The sequence below is a fragment of the Pseudomonas sp. BGA-UO-ETr-WB11 genome (genome assembly GCF_059567785.1).
In genome coordinates, this window is record NZ_JCAQOS010000005.1 from 263198 (window position 1) to 276928 (window position 13731).

Annotated in this window: 14 protein-coding genes; 10 read left to right on the forward strand and 4 right to left on the reverse strand. The window is 61.8% G+C overall.

Features of this window, described 5'->3' with window-relative positions; all coding sequences use genetic code 11:
- Window position 1: 1 nt before the first annotated feature.
- The gene (gene cheD / locus AC56DI_RS06600; protein ID WP_496345445.1) at window positions 2–610 is read left to right on the forward strand and encodes a chemoreceptor glutamine deamidase CheD; all 609 of its coding nucleotides are present in this window, start codon (window positions 2–4) and stop codon (window positions 608–610) included.
- Between the two features lie 9 nt (window positions 611–619).
- Complete coding sequence (locus tag AC56DI_RS06605; protein ID WP_496345446.1) at window positions 620–1687, forward strand: protein-glutamate methylesterase/protein-glutamine glutaminase; 1068 nt, start codon at window positions 620–622, stop codon at window positions 1685–1687.
- Between the two features lie 13 nt (window positions 1688–1700).
- On the opposite strand, the gene AC56DI_RS06610 is transcribed toward AC56DI_RS06605, so the two are convergent.
- The gene (locus AC56DI_RS06610; RefSeq protein WP_496345447.1) at window positions 1701–2603 is read right to left on the reverse strand and encodes a substrate-binding periplasmic protein; all 903 of its coding nucleotides are present in this window, start codon (window positions 2601–2603) and stop codon (window positions 1701–1703) included.
- A gap of 386 nt (window positions 2604–2989) precedes the next feature.
- Between AC56DI_RS06610 and AC56DI_RS06615 the strand changes: the two genes are divergently transcribed.
- The 6 genes from AC56DI_RS06615 to AC56DI_RS06640 all read left to right on the forward strand — a co-directional run bounded on the left by AC56DI_RS06615 (window position 2990) and on the right by AC56DI_RS06640 (window position 8872).
- The gene (locus tag AC56DI_RS06615) at window positions 2990–3397 is read left to right on the forward strand and encodes a DUF2946 domain-containing protein (protein WP_496345448.1); all 408 of its coding nucleotides are present in this window, start codon (window positions 2990–2992) and stop codon (window positions 3395–3397) included.
- 69 nt (window positions 3398–3466) lie between these two features.
- Window positions 3467–5632: a TonB-dependent receptor gene (locus AC56DI_RS06620; protein WP_496345449.1), complete on the forward strand. Its 2166-nt coding sequence runs from the start codon at window positions 3467–3469 to the stop codon at window positions 5630–5632.
- Window positions 5633–5650: 18 nt separating this feature from the next.
- A complete protein-coding gene (locus AC56DI_RS06625) occupies window positions 5651–7180 on the forward strand; it encodes a PepSY domain-containing protein (RefSeq protein WP_496345818.1) in 1530 nt (509 codons plus the stop codon).
- The gene (locus tag AC56DI_RS06630; protein ID WP_496345450.1) at window positions 7177–7653 is read left to right on the forward strand and encodes a copper chaperone PCu(A)C; all 477 of its coding nucleotides are present in this window, start codon (window positions 7177–7179) and stop codon (window positions 7651–7653) included. Before AC56DI_RS06625 ends, AC56DI_RS06630 begins: the two co-directional genes overlap by 4 nt.
- An 80-nt stretch (window positions 7654–7733) precedes the next feature.
- The gene (locus AC56DI_RS06635; RefSeq protein WP_496345451.1) at window positions 7734–8117 is read left to right on the forward strand and encodes a DUF2946 domain-containing protein; all 384 of its coding nucleotides are present in this window, start codon (window positions 7734–7736) and stop codon (window positions 8115–8117) included.
- A gap of 176 nt (window positions 8118–8293) precedes the next feature.
- Window positions 8294–8872, forward strand: coding sequence for a putative natural product biosynthesis protein (locus AC56DI_RS06640; RefSeq protein ID WP_496345452.1), 579 nt, complete (start codon window positions 8294–8296; stop codon window positions 8870–8872).
- Window positions 8873–8962: 90 nt separating this feature from the next.
- On the opposite strand, the gene AC56DI_RS06645 is transcribed toward AC56DI_RS06640, so the two are convergent.
- Genes AC56DI_RS06645 through AC56DI_RS06655 form a run of 3 tightly spaced genes read right to left on the reverse strand, consistent with a single transcriptional unit; the run spans window position 8963 to window position 12283 of the window.
- Window positions 8963–9841 (reverse strand): metal-dependent hydrolase, encoded by an 879-nt coding sequence (locus AC56DI_RS06645; protein WP_496345453.1) that lies wholly within the window; start codon window positions 9839–9841, stop codon window positions 8963–8965.
- On the reverse strand, window positions 9838–10713 hold the full coding sequence (locus AC56DI_RS06650; RefSeq protein ID WP_496345454.1) for an SDR family NAD(P)-dependent oxidoreductase: 876 nt from the start codon (window positions 10711–10713) through the stop codon (window positions 9838–9840). Before AC56DI_RS06650 ends, AC56DI_RS06645 begins: the two co-directional genes overlap by 4 nt.
- 43 nt (window positions 10714–10756) lie before the next feature.
- The gene (locus tag AC56DI_RS06655; protein ID WP_496345455.1) at window positions 10757–12283 is read right to left on the reverse strand and encodes a flavin-containing monooxygenase; all 1527 of its coding nucleotides are present in this window, start codon (window positions 12281–12283) and stop codon (window positions 10757–10759) included.
- A gap of 158 nt (window positions 12284–12441) precedes the next feature.
- Here AC56DI_RS06655 and AC56DI_RS06660 point away from each other — a divergent pair, with 158 nt between their 5' ends.
- Together AC56DI_RS06660 and AC56DI_RS06665 are read left to right on the forward strand one after the other, a co-directional pair.
- Window positions 12442–13245 carry a hypothetical protein gene (locus AC56DI_RS06660; protein ID WP_496345456.1) on the forward strand — a complete coding sequence of 268 codons (804 nt, stop codon included), beginning with the start codon at window positions 12442–12444 and terminating at the stop codon, window positions 13243–13245.
- The gene (locus AC56DI_RS06665; protein WP_496345457.1) at window positions 13190–13708 is read left to right on the forward strand and encodes a PucR family transcriptional regulator; all 519 of its coding nucleotides are present in this window, start codon (window positions 13190–13192) and stop codon (window positions 13706–13708) included. Before AC56DI_RS06660 ends, AC56DI_RS06665 begins: the two co-directional genes overlap by 56 nt.
- The last annotated feature ends 23 nt before the right edge of the window (window positions 13709–13731 follow it).

Genomic DNA, 13731 nt, shown 5'->3' on the forward strand with positions numbered 1-13731 from the left:
GATGGAATACGACTTCATCAGCTCCCTGGCCCCCAACACCTACTTTGACCGCCAGTTCAATTGTGATGCGGTGAAGATTCTGCCTGGCGAATACTTCGTCACCCAGCGTGACCTGGTGATCGTCACCGTGCTCGGCTCCTGTGTGTCGGTGTGCCTGCGTGATCATGTTAGTGGCATTGGCGGGATGAATCACTTCATGCTGCCGGGCAACAATGATGGCGGGATCAGCCCGATTTCCACGTCGGCCCGTTACGGTGTGTATGCCATGGAGCTGCTGATCAACCACCTGCTCAAACTCGGTGCCCGGCGCAATTGCTTTGAAGCCAAGGTGTTTGGCGGCGGCAGTGTGTTGCGCGGCATGACTGCCAACAATATTGGCGATCGCAATGTCGAGTTCGTCCACGACTATCTGCACACCGAGCGCATTCCAGTGGTGGCCGAAGACCTGTTGGATATCTATCCGCGCAAGGTTTACTACTTCCCCGCCACAGGGCGGGTTATGGTCAAAAAGTTGAGAAACCTGCACAACACCACCCTGCTGGACCGGGAAATGGAATACAGCCTGCGCATCAAGAGAACCCCGGTGGCGGGCGAGATCGATCTTTTCTAGAGGGCTGGTATGCCAATCAAAGTGTTGGTGGTAGACGACTCGGCGCTGATCCGAGCGTTGCTCAAGGAAATCATCCAGGCCGACCCCGAGTTGGAGCTGGTTGGCCAGGCGCCGGATGCCTATGTGGCACGTGACCTGATCAAGCAACTGAACCCGGACGTGCTGACCCTGGATGTGGAAATGCCGCGCATGGACGGCCTGACCTTTCTGGAAAAACTCATGCGCGGCCGGCCGATGCCGGTGGTGATGATCTCGTCCCTAACTGAGCAAGGCTCAGAGGCCACCTTTCGTGCCATGGAGTTGGGCGCGGTGGACTTTGTCGCCAAACCCAAGCTGGGTATTCGCGAAGGTATGCAGGCCTATGCCGAGGAGATTTGCTACAAGATCAAGGCTGCCAGCCTGGCACGCTTGATCCCGCGCTCGGTGCAGCCGGTCATGCCAGTGGATGACGCGCCGCGCAGTGGCGCTCCCCGACCGATTATCGGCACCGAGAAGCTGATTGCCATTGGCGCCTCCACCGGTGGCACCGAAGCGATCAAAGATGTGCTGCTGGGTTTGCCGGCGGACAGCCCGGGGATCGTAATTACTCAGCATATGCCGCCAGGCTTTACCCGCTCGTTTGCCGAGCGGCTGAATCGCATGACCCGTATCAACGTGGTCGAGGCCAAGGGCGGTGAGCGCATTCTTCCCGGTCACGCCTTTCTGGCGCCCGGAGACAAACACCTGCTGGTCGAACGCTCTGGCGCCAATTACGTGACGCGCTTATCTGATGCCGAGCCGGTGCGCCGGCACAAACCGGCGGTGGACCCGATGTTTCATTCGGTGGCGCAGTGTGCCGGGCGCAACGTGATTGCCTGTTTGCTCACCGGCATGGGCAAGGATGGTGCCCAGGGCATGCTGGAAATTCGCCAGGCGGGCGGCTACACCGTGGCCCAGAATGAGGCCACCTGTGTGGTTTACGGCATGCCGCGCGAAGCTGTGGCCATTGGCGGCGCCGAGGACATTCTGCCCCTCGGTGAGATTGCCGAGGCCCTGTTGCAGCAAGCGCGCAAGCGTGGCGGTGGCAACCGGGTTTGATCCTAGGATCAGCTCATCGCTGGCCCGCAGAACTGGCGTCCGGAAGTGACGAGATGACTGTGTTGTCGTTGTCTAGCGTGCTGGAAGATTGAGTCGGTGTTGGCAAGGCTTGATCGGCCAGTCCGCCGGCAGCCTGCAAGCAGCCGAGTGCGGCAGCGGAAACCAGGCAGGGCATGTGCGGCTGTACAAGGCGCACATAGGTGCCGTCGTCTATCACCTTGGCCAGGGTTTGGTTGAAGCGGCTGACAAATTGCGGGTTGGTTGATTTACGGCTGAACGCCGCAGCGGCGGGCTCCTCTGAAACCACCAGGGGGCTGCGTACAACATCAGCGGACAGGTCCAACTGTTGTAGCTCCAGCAGCCCGGTGACCTCATCGGCGATCATCCCGTCCAGGCGTCCGGCCTTGATCATCTGCCATCCGTTGCGCCGTTCAGTGATGGCAACGGTGCGCTTTTGGAAGTCCGCTTGCTTGAACAGTGCGGCGTACTCGCTGCTGTAGACCACGTCGATCTGAATACCCAGGCGGAAGGGGCTGTGACTGAGCTGTGCCAGTGAGTCGAAGGCAAAGCGCTCGGCGACGCGACGATTGACGAAGAGTACGTTGGGTGAGCGATTGGTCGGCTGGGAGAAATAGGCGAATGCCTCGCGCTCCCGCGTTACCAGCGCCCCCGGAAGGATGTCCAGGGTGCCTTTTTCCAGGTTGCGCAGCCCGCGTGCCCAGGGCAGTTCGACGAATATGGCCTGGCAGCCCATGCGCGTGAGCACTTCGCGCAGCAGGTCTGCGGTCGCTCCGTGAATCGTGCCATCCTCGCCGCGCATGTCATACGGCGGGTCGTTGGCCCAGCGCACGGTCTTCTCGCAGGCCAATGCCAGCCCTGGAAGGCTGGTGGCCAGCAACAAACAGAGGGCGCTCAATGCGACTCGTACAGCATGATGTCGATCAGGTGCGGGCATGCAGGTGCTCTGTTTGAGGTGGACTAATACAAATGCATCAGCGTTTTTGCCATCTTTCAGCCGCTGATGTCGGCAGACCGAGAGGGCGCTCTCATCAGCTGCGAAAGATCTACGGCCCTGAGTCTAGTCGAGTGCTGGACGTTGCGAGAATCGTCGCCTATCGCTACACGATCCTAGTGTTTTCGTCGCTACAGTGACTGTTTGCTGGTTGGCAAAATGCGTGTCCCGCGCCTGTAAGGCATAGCCTCTGCCAAGTACGCCAATGCGCTGCCAAGGCCCATGCCTTGCGGCAATTGACCGCGGCGTGCGGCTATATTGCCGAGAAACTTGGTGCTAGAGTCGCGGCCATGAAACTTGCCCGTGAAAACCGTTCGCAGATTGCATGGATGCTGTTCGCCAGCGTCCTATTCAGTCTGTTCGCCTGCGGGCTTCATCACGGGCAAATGAGCGGGCAAAGTCTCAGTGGCCTAAACGGCGGCTTCTGCTCGGTCGAGAGCGGTAATGGTGCGGCTGTTGATCTGGGCCATTCCGATCAGTCGCAACAAGCCGCCTCGCTGGCTTGTCCGCTGTGCTCTTCCTTTGCGTTCTCGGTGGCCATCAACTCTTCTGTCTGGGCCCTGGATTACGCGCCGGGCAACGCCGTCGCGCCGATTGTTGTGCGCAGCTGGGCACAACCGCCACCGCGTTATCTGTGGCCGTCGCTCAACCCTCGCGCTTCACCCTCCAGCTTTCTCGCAGTGAATCAATCAGCCTGACTCAGTCGGCCGACGCCTTGGCGTAGTCGAACGACTCAGCCTTCACTTTTCGCGTGGAAGTTGTTTTTCATGAATGTAACCAACACCTCTCTGGTGCTGCTGATCAGCGCCTGCAATCTGGCCTGGGCCGATGAAAGCTCGGTCGAACTGGCACCGCTGACCGTCGAGGGCGCCCTCGAACAGCCCTCTGGCATCCTGCTCGATGAGCCGATCAAAACGGGTTCGCGCCTGGGCCTGACCGCCCGCGAAACACCCGCCTCGGTCAGCGTTGCCGATCGCGCCATCATTGAAGAGCGTGGCGCCAAGGACACCCAGGATGTGATCAACAGCATGACCGGGGTGAATGCTTCAGCTAACCCGGGCTACGGCGGCTATGTGTCTTACCGCGGCTTTACCGCCGGGCAGATCACCCAGCTCTACAACGGCATCGGCATGAGCTACAGCAGCGCCACGCGGCCGGTGGATGCCTGGATTTATGACCGGGTGGAGCTGATCGGTGGGCCGTCGACCTTTCTCTACGGCGCTGGCGCCGTGGGCGGCTCGATCAACTACATCACCAAGCTGGCCAACCGCGAAGAGCAGGCCGTGCAAGGGCGTTTGCGCTATGGCAGCTATGACAGCTCGGAGCTGGCGCTGGGCGTTAATCAGGCGCTGAGCACGGACGCCGATCCCAAACACTTTGCCCGCTTCGATATCAGCCGTACCGGCGGCAACGGCTATATGGATCGCAATGAGCGCGAATCCACCAGCATGGCCTTCTCGATCCTCAGCGACCTGACGCCCGACCTCAGCCACACCTTGGCGCTGGAGTATCAGGAAGACCAGGAAGACAGCCCGTACTGGGGCTCGCCGCTGCTTAAGCCGGTTGGCGACACCATGAAGATCGACAAGGATCGCCGCTTCGAGAACTACAACGTCGCCGATGGCCGTTATGAGCAGCGTGTGCACTGGCTGCGCTCGATCCTCGACTATCAGATCAATGACAGCACCAGCCTGCAGAACACCCTCTATCACTACGACGCCCAGCGCGATTATCGCAACCTGGAAAACTACACCTATAACGCTGACAACAGCCTGGTGAGTCGCTCCGCGGCGTATTTGCAGCGGCATGATCAGCAGGTTGACGGTAACCGCTTCGAGCTGCGTCACGATAATCAGTTGTTCGGTCTGTTCAGCCAGTGGTCGGCGGGTCTGGATTACTCGGTCAACCAGCAGACGCTGTACCCCAATGGCAAGTTCAGCTCCAGTCCGTATGACACGGTTGATCCGGACCATTTTGATCCAGGCAGCTTCTACGACATTCCGGGTGTCAATGGCGGCTTGCAGAAGCAGCGCAAGCATGAAGTCACTACCCTGGCGGGCTTTGCGGAAAATCGTCTGGAATTGACCGAGCGTCTGTCGTTGCTGACCGGCCTGCGCTATGACCACCTGGACATGGAAGTGACCAACTACGGCACGGTGACGCCCACCAGTCCGGCGTTCTTCGAGCGCACCTGGGAGCCGCTTACCGGGCGTGCTGGCCTGGTGTATGAGCTGACCCCGGCCGCCAATGTCTACGTGCAATACAGCACGGCCGCCGACCCACCCGCGGGCTCCTTGGCTTCGGCAACCTACTCGCAGGTTGGCCTCTACGACCTGACCACGGGTGAACAGTGGGAAGTCGGCAGCAAGCTGGATTTTCTCGATGGGCGCGGTTCGGCCACCGTGGCGCTGTATGAAATCGTGCGCCGTGACTTCACCGTCAAGGACTCCAACAACCCCAACCTGACGGTCCAGGCCGGCCAGCAAACGTCCCGCGGCATCGAGCTGGCGGGCAAGCTGCAAGTCACCTCGAAACTGCTGGCTGAAGCCAACTACGCCTACGTCAATGCCGAGTACGACGAGTTCAACGAAGCCGTCAACGGCGTGTCGGTGTCCCGCGAGGGCAACACCCCGACCAACGTGCCGGACAGCGTGGCCAACGCCTGGCTGACCTACGACATCGACCCCGCCTGGAAGGCCGGCGTGGATGCGCGCTATGTCGACTCGGTGTTCGCCGACAACGCCAACACCCTCAAGGCGCCGTCCTACACCTTGTACGGTGCGTTCGCCCGTTACCAGGTGGACGAGCACACAGCGGTGACCGGGCGAGTGCGTAACCTGACCGATGAACTGTATGCCAAACAGGCCTACGGCAGCCTCTACTACATGGGTGCGCCGCGCACCTTCGAAGTGGCTGTAGACACGCAGTTCTAAGAGGACGCGCCCATGGCGATCAAACGCTATCTGTACCTCTGGCACCGTTGGCTGGGCATTGCCCTGTGCCTGTTTATGGCACTGTGGTTCGTCTCCGGGGTGGTGATGCTGTATGTCGGCTACCCCAAGCTAACGCCGGCCGAGCACCTGGCGCACCTGCCGGAACTGCCGTCACATGATTGCTGCGTGGGGCTGGAGCAGGTGTTGGCCGCCAGCGGGCGCAGCGAGGCGCCGACCACACTGCGCCTCAGCAGTGTGGCCGGCGAACCGCGTTACCTGCTTGGCTATGCCGATGGCAGCAACTTGGCGGTTGATGCCCGCGAGGGCCGGCGGATTGCGCCGGTCGATGTCAGGCAGGCCATGGCCAGTGCCCGCCAGTTTGACGGCAACGCGCTGGCCCACTATCAGGGCCAGGTGCAGGAGGATGCCTGGAGCCGCTCGCGTGCCCTGGACAGTCATCGCCCCCTGCACCGGGTGCAACTGGACGATGAGCCGGGCAGCCTGCTGTACATCTCCAGCCAAACGGGCGCGGTGGTGCGCGATGCCAGTGCCACGGAGCGTACCTGGAATTGGCTGGGCTCCTGGCTGCATTGGCTGTACCCGCTGCGCGACAGCCCCTGGTGGGCGCAGATTGTCATCTACCTGGCGCTGGCGGCGACCTTCGCCGCGCTGCTCGGGCAGGTTGTTGGCTTGCTGCGCTGGCGCTTTGCCAAGCCTTACCGCAGCGGCTCGCGCTCGCCCTACGCGGGTGGGTTTGCGCGCTGGCACCATATCGGCGGCCTGCTGTTCGGCCTGCTGCTGATCGCCTGGATCTTCAGCGGCTTGATGTCGATGCGCCCCTGGCATCTGTTTGACAGCCCGCAGCGTCTGGCCACCGCCGGCTATCGTGGCGCGGCCTTGACCGCGAGCAGCGACCCGCAGGCGCCGGTCGAGACGCTGGCGCGCTTGCGTCAGGACGGCTTTGTCGCCAGCGAGCTGCATTGGCAAATCGTCGGTGGCCAGGTGTACCGAGTGGCCTACGACCGCGCGGGCGACAGTCGCGTTCTGCCCGTGGCGGAGGGCGCCGAGGTGCTGGCGCAGTTGCCTGCCAGCACCCTGGAGAATGCAGCGCGTGCGCTACAACCGGACGCACCGGTGCAGGTCGAGTGGCTGGATAACTATGACTTCTACTACTACCCGCGCGCCGAGCAAAGCATGTACGGCAACCAGCGCAAGCGCTTGCCCATGCTGCGCGTACGCTTCGCCGACCCGAGCGCCACCTGGTTGCACCTGGACCCCTACAGCGGCGCACTGATTGAACAGCTCGACCGCCGTCAGCGCGTCGAGCGTTGGGTGTTCAATCTGCTGCACAGCTGGGACTGGCTGCCGCTGCTGGAGCGTCCGTGGCTGCGCGAGGTGCTGATCATCGTTTTCAGCCTTGGCGGCCTGGCCATCAGCGTCACCGGCATCGTCCTTGGCTGGCGCCGTTTGCGGCGTGGCAGTGGCCGACGCAAAGCCCCGCGTCGTTTAAAAAAACCTATACCGATCCCGCAAGGAGAAACCCCATGAAACTGACTAAAGCCCTCGCGCTCGCCGCATTGCTGAGCACGCCACTCGTGGCCGTGGCCCATGAATACGACAGCGGCAACCTGCATATCGACCATCCCTGGTCGCGCGAAATGCCGCCGACCGCGCCCACTGCGGCGGTGTACTTCGTGGTGCAAAACCAGGGCGACAGCGCTGATCGCCTGCTGCGTGTTGACACCCCTGCCGCCGGTAAGGCCGAGCTGCACGAGCACCTGCATCAGAACGGTGTGATGAAGATGCAGCAAGTCGCCAGCGTCGAAATCGCCGCCAACACCGCGGTGGCATTCGCCCCCATGGGCTATCACGTGATGCTGTTCAGCCTGCCCAAGCAGCTCAAGGACGGTGAGCGTTTCCCGCTGACCTTGCACTTCGAACACGCCGGCGCGGTGCAGGTTGAAGTGGCCGTGCAAAAGGACGCGCCGGCTGCGCACGGCGAGCATCAGCACGGGCAGTAATACGCGTAACCCAAGGCGGCTGATCAGGCCGCTGCAAACCGGCTAAATTGAACAAAGCCGCTCAAGCCTCTGGAGGCGCCATGTCACAACGTCGACTCGAATACGTCTGGGTAGCCTGCATTGCAGTGCTGTTCAACGTCTTCGCGATGCCGTTGTCCAGCGCCCTGTCGGCAGCCGATAACAAGCAGCTGATGTGGGGCGGCTTTTGCTCCTCGGGCGACAGTCAGGCTGTTGCCCGGCTCCTCAGTAAACTCGATATCCAGAGCCCGCAAGAGCCTGAACCTGCTCACGCTGAGCACGTCTGTTGCTGCTCCAATGCCAGCGTGCTGGCATTGCTCGGCGCACTTCCCGTAGCCCATGGCCTGTTGTTCCGGACCGTTGCGGTCCGGGTCGATATGACGGTGGGGCGTGTGTCCAAGCGCCGACTCTGGCCGAGCATTAATCCCCGCGCTTCTCCTGTCTAGTAATCCCTTTTTGTTCCAAACGTGCCCAGGGCGTTGCCCGGCACTTTGTTACTGCCATGCGCTTGCACCTTCAAGCACACGGCGGACGTCCGCTACCGAACGCTCGGTAACGGCCAGAACGAATGGATTGTCGATGCCGGCGTGACGTACACGCCGCCTCGCTCAGGAGAACGCAGATGTCTACTCATTACATCAACGCCCAGGGTGTTGACCGGTCAAAACTGGATGCCCTTTCGTTGCATCGGTTTCTCGCCGGTTATCCACTCACCACCAAAACCTTTACCCAGATCGACAGCAATTTGCGGGTCTATTGGCACACGCTGTTTGATCTGTGCCCTGGGCTGCTAAAGCTCGATGGCCCTGATGGCATGAACATGTTTCGCGGCTTTATCAAAACCGCCTGTGCCCAGAACCTGCCGTTGAACTGGACCCTGCACGCCAGCTTTTACCGTTGGTTGCTCAGCTCCGAATTTGCCAGCAGGGTCAATGAAGAGCATCTGGAGGCCATCATGATGGCTGCCGTTTCGCTGTGGTGCAGCAATGACACAAGCGGCAAGGTCGGCATTGCGCTGGCGCATCAGCACAGTTCGGTGGTCGTCGTCGGTTGGAAAACCAAGGGCCATAAAACCGCATCGAGCCTGGATGTGCTTGAACCGGAGGGCTTTATTCCGCCGAAAAAAGACTTCGGCTATCTGACCCTCGCGCAGTATCAGTGCGACAGTCCGAGCGGCTTCAAACCGTTGCCCAAGCGCTAAGGCGTTTTGCCCGCCGGGGCCTGCCGAGATCAGCAGTAGAACGTAAAAAGCCACGGCGTCTTTAGGGCACCGTGGCTTTTTTACGCGTGCTCAGTAAGCCGCAGCGATCAGTGCATCGCACGCCTGGCCTGGGTCGCCGGTGCGCTCGTAGGCCTGAATCCAGTCTGGGTAGTTGTGCACGACGGGAATATCGTCGGGGTGAAAACCCGGCTTCAGGTAAGCCAGGATCATCCCGCTGAAGGAGCTGAACACGCCGTTACGGCCATACATCCAGGGCAGGTGCGCGAAGAACATGCGCTTGCGCTCAAGCCAACTGAAACCGTCCGCCTTGAGTAACACGTCGGTGCTGCGATAGGTCTCGAAGGTCATTTCCAGGGTGGCGTAGACCATCGCGGCGCTGCGCTTGAAGTAGCCAACCTTGGCCACCGTGGTCATCACGTTGAAGACCACCGCCTTGTGTTCCATTTCTTCAATGGCGTGCCAGGCGAACAGGGCTTTCACGCGTGGGTCGGCGCCTTCCATGACCTGTTTGCGCGAGAAGAACCCCTCTGCGAGCAGGGCCGTGAAGTGCTCGAAGGCGCCCGTTAGCGCCAGGTTGAACTCCTGGGAAAAACGCGTAAGCCAGAAGTTGTTGCGCTTCTTTTGCATGGCCAGCATCTCGTCGACCGGCATGCCTTGGGCGCGCAGCAATTGGTTGAACTGGGTATGGGCGATGCCGTGCTGGCCTTCCTGGCGGGTGAAGTCTTTGACGTGCTTGGCCAGAATCGGGTCGCTGATCTGCTCACGAAAGGGTCGCACGCTGGTGATGAAGTAGCGCTCGCCTTCGGGGAAATACAGCTGCATGCCATCCATGACGCGGGTCTTATACGGGTCGTTGGCGTACCAGTAGCGGGGGATGCTGGCGTCCAGCCCGAAGTCGATGTTTTCCCGTGGGATGATCCGGTCTGGATCGCTGATTCGATTGTTCATCGGGCTGCCTCGTTGTTGTCTGTGCATGGCCGGGGGGACTCGGCGGTGCGGCGGCGCACCAGGTCGTATTGCCGGGGGTCGAGCATGCTTTTGAGCATTCGGTAGAGCATGCGGTTGCGTCGCTCCAGCGACAGCGCCCAAGACGCCAGCCACAGCTGTGTGGACTGGTGGCCGAGGACGATGCGCTGCTTGCCGCTGCGGATGCACTGAATCACCTCGCGGGCGACGTCGGCAGGGTCGGTCTTCAGGTATTTACGGGTGAATGCCTCGCCGTTTGGGGTGCCCTTGGCGATGTTGGTACGGATGCCGCCTGGATGTACCAGGTGCACCGAGATCGGGCTTTCCTCCAGTTCCACCATCAGTGATTCGCTAAAACCGCGCACGGCAAATTTGGCGGCGCAGTAGTCCGACGAGTTGGGCGTGCCGACCAGGCCAAACACGCTGGAGACGTTGACGATTGCCCCTTCGCCATTGGCCAGCAGCTGTGGCAGGAACGCGCGGGTGCCGTAGACCACGCCGAAGAAATTGATCTGCAAGGTGCGCTCGTAATCGTTGTCGGTCATGGCCCACACCGGCTGACCACCGCCGCCGATGCCAGCGTTATTGATGATCACGTGGGCATTGCCCAACTCCTGTTGAGCGGCGGCAGCGAAGGCATTCATCGCCTCACGGTTGCCGACGTCGAAGGCCTGGCTGAAGACGGCCGGGGAGGCGGATGACTCCAGTAACTGCACGGTTTCTGCCAGGCCGACGGGGTCATAGTCGTTGAGGGCGAGGCGCGCGCCCAAACGGGCAAACTCCAGGGCATAGGCGCGGCCCATGCCGGAGCCTGCGCCGGTGATGACGATGATTTTGTTGGCGAAGTTTTTCATTGTTGTTGTCCTGGCCAATAAGGTTGTCTGCACTGTTCGCTTGTCAGGCGGTTGCCGGTTGGCGTGTTCCGTCCGACACCGGCGTGATCCGGGTTCCAGCTGCGGCGAATTTCAGGTTCGGGTCGAGTACCGGCCCCTGGCGCAGCACCTTGGCGTCTTCCAGGTAGTTCATCGACATCAGCCAGGGCGCACCCAGACCTTGTCGCGGCAGCATCGGCAGGGCGCGCTGCACGTAGCCGGCGCCAAAGTCGAGCAGGGGACGAGTGGGCATGTCGCTGCTGGGCAGTTGTGGGTAGCAGTAGGCATGGCCGTGCTGGTCCAGGTGCGCCACCAGACGACAGAAGTGCTCGCACAGCAGGCCGACTTTGAGGGTCCAGGACGAGTTGGTGTAGCCGACCGCGAAGGCAAAGTTAGGCAGGCCATCGAGCATCATGCCTTTGAAGGCCACCTTGCGAGAGACGTCCACGGCTTCGCCATCGATGGTCATCGTCATGCCGCCGAAAAGCTGCAGGTTGAGTCCGGTGGCGGTGACGATGATGTCGGCCTCCAGCTCGCGTCCAGACTTCAAGGCCACGCCGCGCGGGGTGAAGGTGCGGATATGATCGGTGACGATCGAGGCGCTGCCATCGGCCAAACGCTTGAACAGGTCGCCATCCGGCACCGCACAAAGGCGCTGCTCCCAGGGGTTGTAAGGCGGGTTGAAGTGCTCGTCCACCGGGTAGTCTTTGGGCAGGCTGCGCTTATTGAAGAAGCGGATCAGGCGCCGGGCAAAGCGTGGGTACTTCTGGCACAGCAGCCAGATGCCACGGGCGATGAGGATGTTCTTGCGCCGCGTCAGCGCGTAGGCGCGCTCGCTGGGCAGCCACTTGCGCAGCAGTTTGGCGATGGGGTCTTCCAGAGGCACGTCCAACACATAGCTGGGGGTGCGCTGCAGCATGGTCACGTGGGCGGCTTTGTCGGTCATGGCCGGCACCAGGGTCACGGCGGTGGCGCCGCTGCCAATCACCAGTACGCGCTTGCCGCTGTAGTCGAGATTCTCGGGCCACTTTTGCGGGTGGATCAGCTGGCCGGTGTACTGCTCCACACCCTCGAAGTGCGGGGTGAAGCCTTCGTCGTAGCGGTAATAGCCGGCCGCCGAGAACAGCCAGGTGCAGGTCATGCACTGCTGTTCGCCGCTGTCCAGGCGCTCAATGTCCAGGGTCCAGCGCGCGGTCTCGCTGCACCAGTCGGCACGCTTCACTTTGTGCTGGTAGCGGATGTGTTGGTCGATGCCATTTTCGCTGGCCGTTTCGCGCAGGTAATCGAGGATCAAATCTGCGTCGGCAATCGCCTTGGGGCTGAGCCACGGCTTGAATTCGTAGCCGAAGGTGTAGAGGTCCGAGTCGGAGCGGATGCCGGGGTAGCGGAACAAATCCCAGGTCCCGCCGCTGGCCTCGCGCGCCTCCAGAATGGCATAGCGCTTACCCGGCAGATCGCGCTGCAGGTAGTAGGCAGCACCGATGCCAGAAAGGCCGGCGCCGATGATCAGGACATCGACGTGCTCGATGGGCGGTTGCTGATGGACGCTCAAAGACGGCTCCCCGAAGTGGATGGTTAAGTAGTGACAGAGTGTTTTTGACAAGGCCTATGTGCGGCAAGGTATAAAGTGCACCGACAGTTGTCTTGAATGGTGCATTTCGTATCAATCATGGGGCTGCTGCTGTTTTTCCCGTGCGCGGAGACCTTGCCATGCAGTTGAGCTTCCCCAGTCCGCCTTCGGGCCAATGGCCCACCCCCACGCCACGGGTGCGCGAGCTGCTGCGCCAGGGGGCTGAGCATGTGCTCAATGCCCCGGCCGACTGGCTGGAGGCAATCGACCTGGCTGGCCTGTCGCTCAAAAGCATGATCATCCTGGCGGACGATCCCGTGCTGATGTCCGCCTCGCGGCGGGCGGCGCGCTTCAGCGTGATTCACTGGGCGCGGGCGAATATCGAAAACCCCGGCGAACCGGTACCGCCTTACCTGCCAGCCGACGAGCTCAGCGTGGCGCGGGAACTGCTGCGGCGTGGCAAAACCGAGCTGCTGTTCAATGCCTCGCGGGCGGCGCAGGGCACGGCCTGGCAGCAGTGGATGACAATTGCCTTCGAGCTCACCACCGATCCGCAGGAGCTGCGCAGTTTGCTGGCGCTGTCGGCACGTTCGATTGGCGATTACATCGACGGCAGCATGGAAATTCTCGCTGAGTTTCTGCGCAGCGAGCGTGAAGCCCGCCTGCGTGACTCCCATGTGGAGCGGCGCGAGCTGGTCACCAGGATTGTCGAGGGCGGCGAGGTCAACGTGCATCAGGCCAGCCGCCAGCTCGGCTACACCCTGGAGCAGGCCCACCATGCCGCGGTGATTTGGAGCGAGGAGGCCGACACCCAACTGGCCACGCTGGAAAGTGCTGCCGCTGCGTTGATGCGTTGCACCGGCAGCCGCCAGTCGCCAGTCGCTGACCGTGCTCGCCAACACGGCCACCCTGTGGGTGTGGATTGCAGCGGAGCAGCCGGTTGATCTGGCGGTGTTGCAAGCCTCGATCAAAAACCTGCCCGGTGTGCGCCTGGCCATTGGCAGCGCAGGGCAGGGCATCGAAGGTTTCCGCCGTGCCCATTTGGATGCACTGACCACCCAGCGGGTGCTCGGTCGCTTGCAATCGAGCACGCGGGTCGTCAGCTTCGACCGCATCCGCCTGGTGTCACTGATGACCCGCGACCCCAAGGCCAATCAGCGCTTCGTGGCTCATACCCTCGGGCAGCTCACCAGCGCGTCCCCACAACTGCGCCGCACCCTGCTGACCTTTCTCGCTTGTGGCAGCAACGCAACTCTCGCCGCCCAACGCCTGCACACCCACCGCAACACCCTGCTGCGCCGCCTCGCCCGCGCGGAGGAGTTGTTGCCGCGACCGCTAGAAGACAACCGCATCCACGTAGCCGCCGCGCTGGAGGCATTGAGCTGGACGCAGGAAGAGGAGCGTTAGGCGGGTGCTGTGAGCGTGAGCGC

Bases quoted from the DNA above. Each gene is read 5' to 3' on its own strand.
- cheD (WP_496345445.1), top strand. From the start codon at position 2: ATGGAATACGACTTCATCAGCTCCCTGGCCCCCAACACCTACTTTGAC.
- AC56DI_RS06605 (WP_496345446.1), top strand. From the start codon at position 620: ATGCCAATCAAAGTGTTGGTGGTAGACGACTCGGCGCTGATCCGAGCG.
- AC56DI_RS06615 (WP_496345448.1), top strand. From the start codon at position 2,990: ATGAAACTTGCCCGTGAAAACCGTTCGCAGATTGCATGGATGCTGTTC.
- AC56DI_RS06620 (WP_496345449.1), top strand. From the start codon at position 3,467: ATGAATGTAACCAACACCTCTCTGGTGCTGCTGATCAGCGCCTGCAAT.
- AC56DI_RS06630 (WP_496345450.1), top strand. From the start codon at position 7,177: ATGAAACTGACTAAAGCCCTCGCGCTCGCCGCATTGCTGAGCACGCCA.
- AC56DI_RS06635 (WP_496345451.1), top strand. From the start codon at position 7,734: ATGTCACAACGTCGACTCGAATACGTCTGGGTAGCCTGCATTGCAGTG.
- AC56DI_RS06640 (WP_496345452.1), top strand. From the start codon at position 8,294: ATGTCTACTCATTACATCAACGCCCAGGGTGTTGACCGGTCAAAACTG.
- AC56DI_RS06645 (WP_496345453.1), bottom strand. From the start codon at position 9,841: ATGAACAATCGAATCAGCGATCCAGACCGGATCATCCCACGGGAAAAC.
- AC56DI_RS06650 (WP_496345454.1), bottom strand. From the start codon at position 10,713: ATGAAAAACTTCGCCAACAAAATCATCGTCATCACCGGCGCAGGCTCC.
- AC56DI_RS06660 (WP_496345456.1), top strand. From the start codon at position 12,442: ATGCAGTTGAGCTTCCCCAGTCCGCCTTCGGGCCAATGGCCCACCCCC.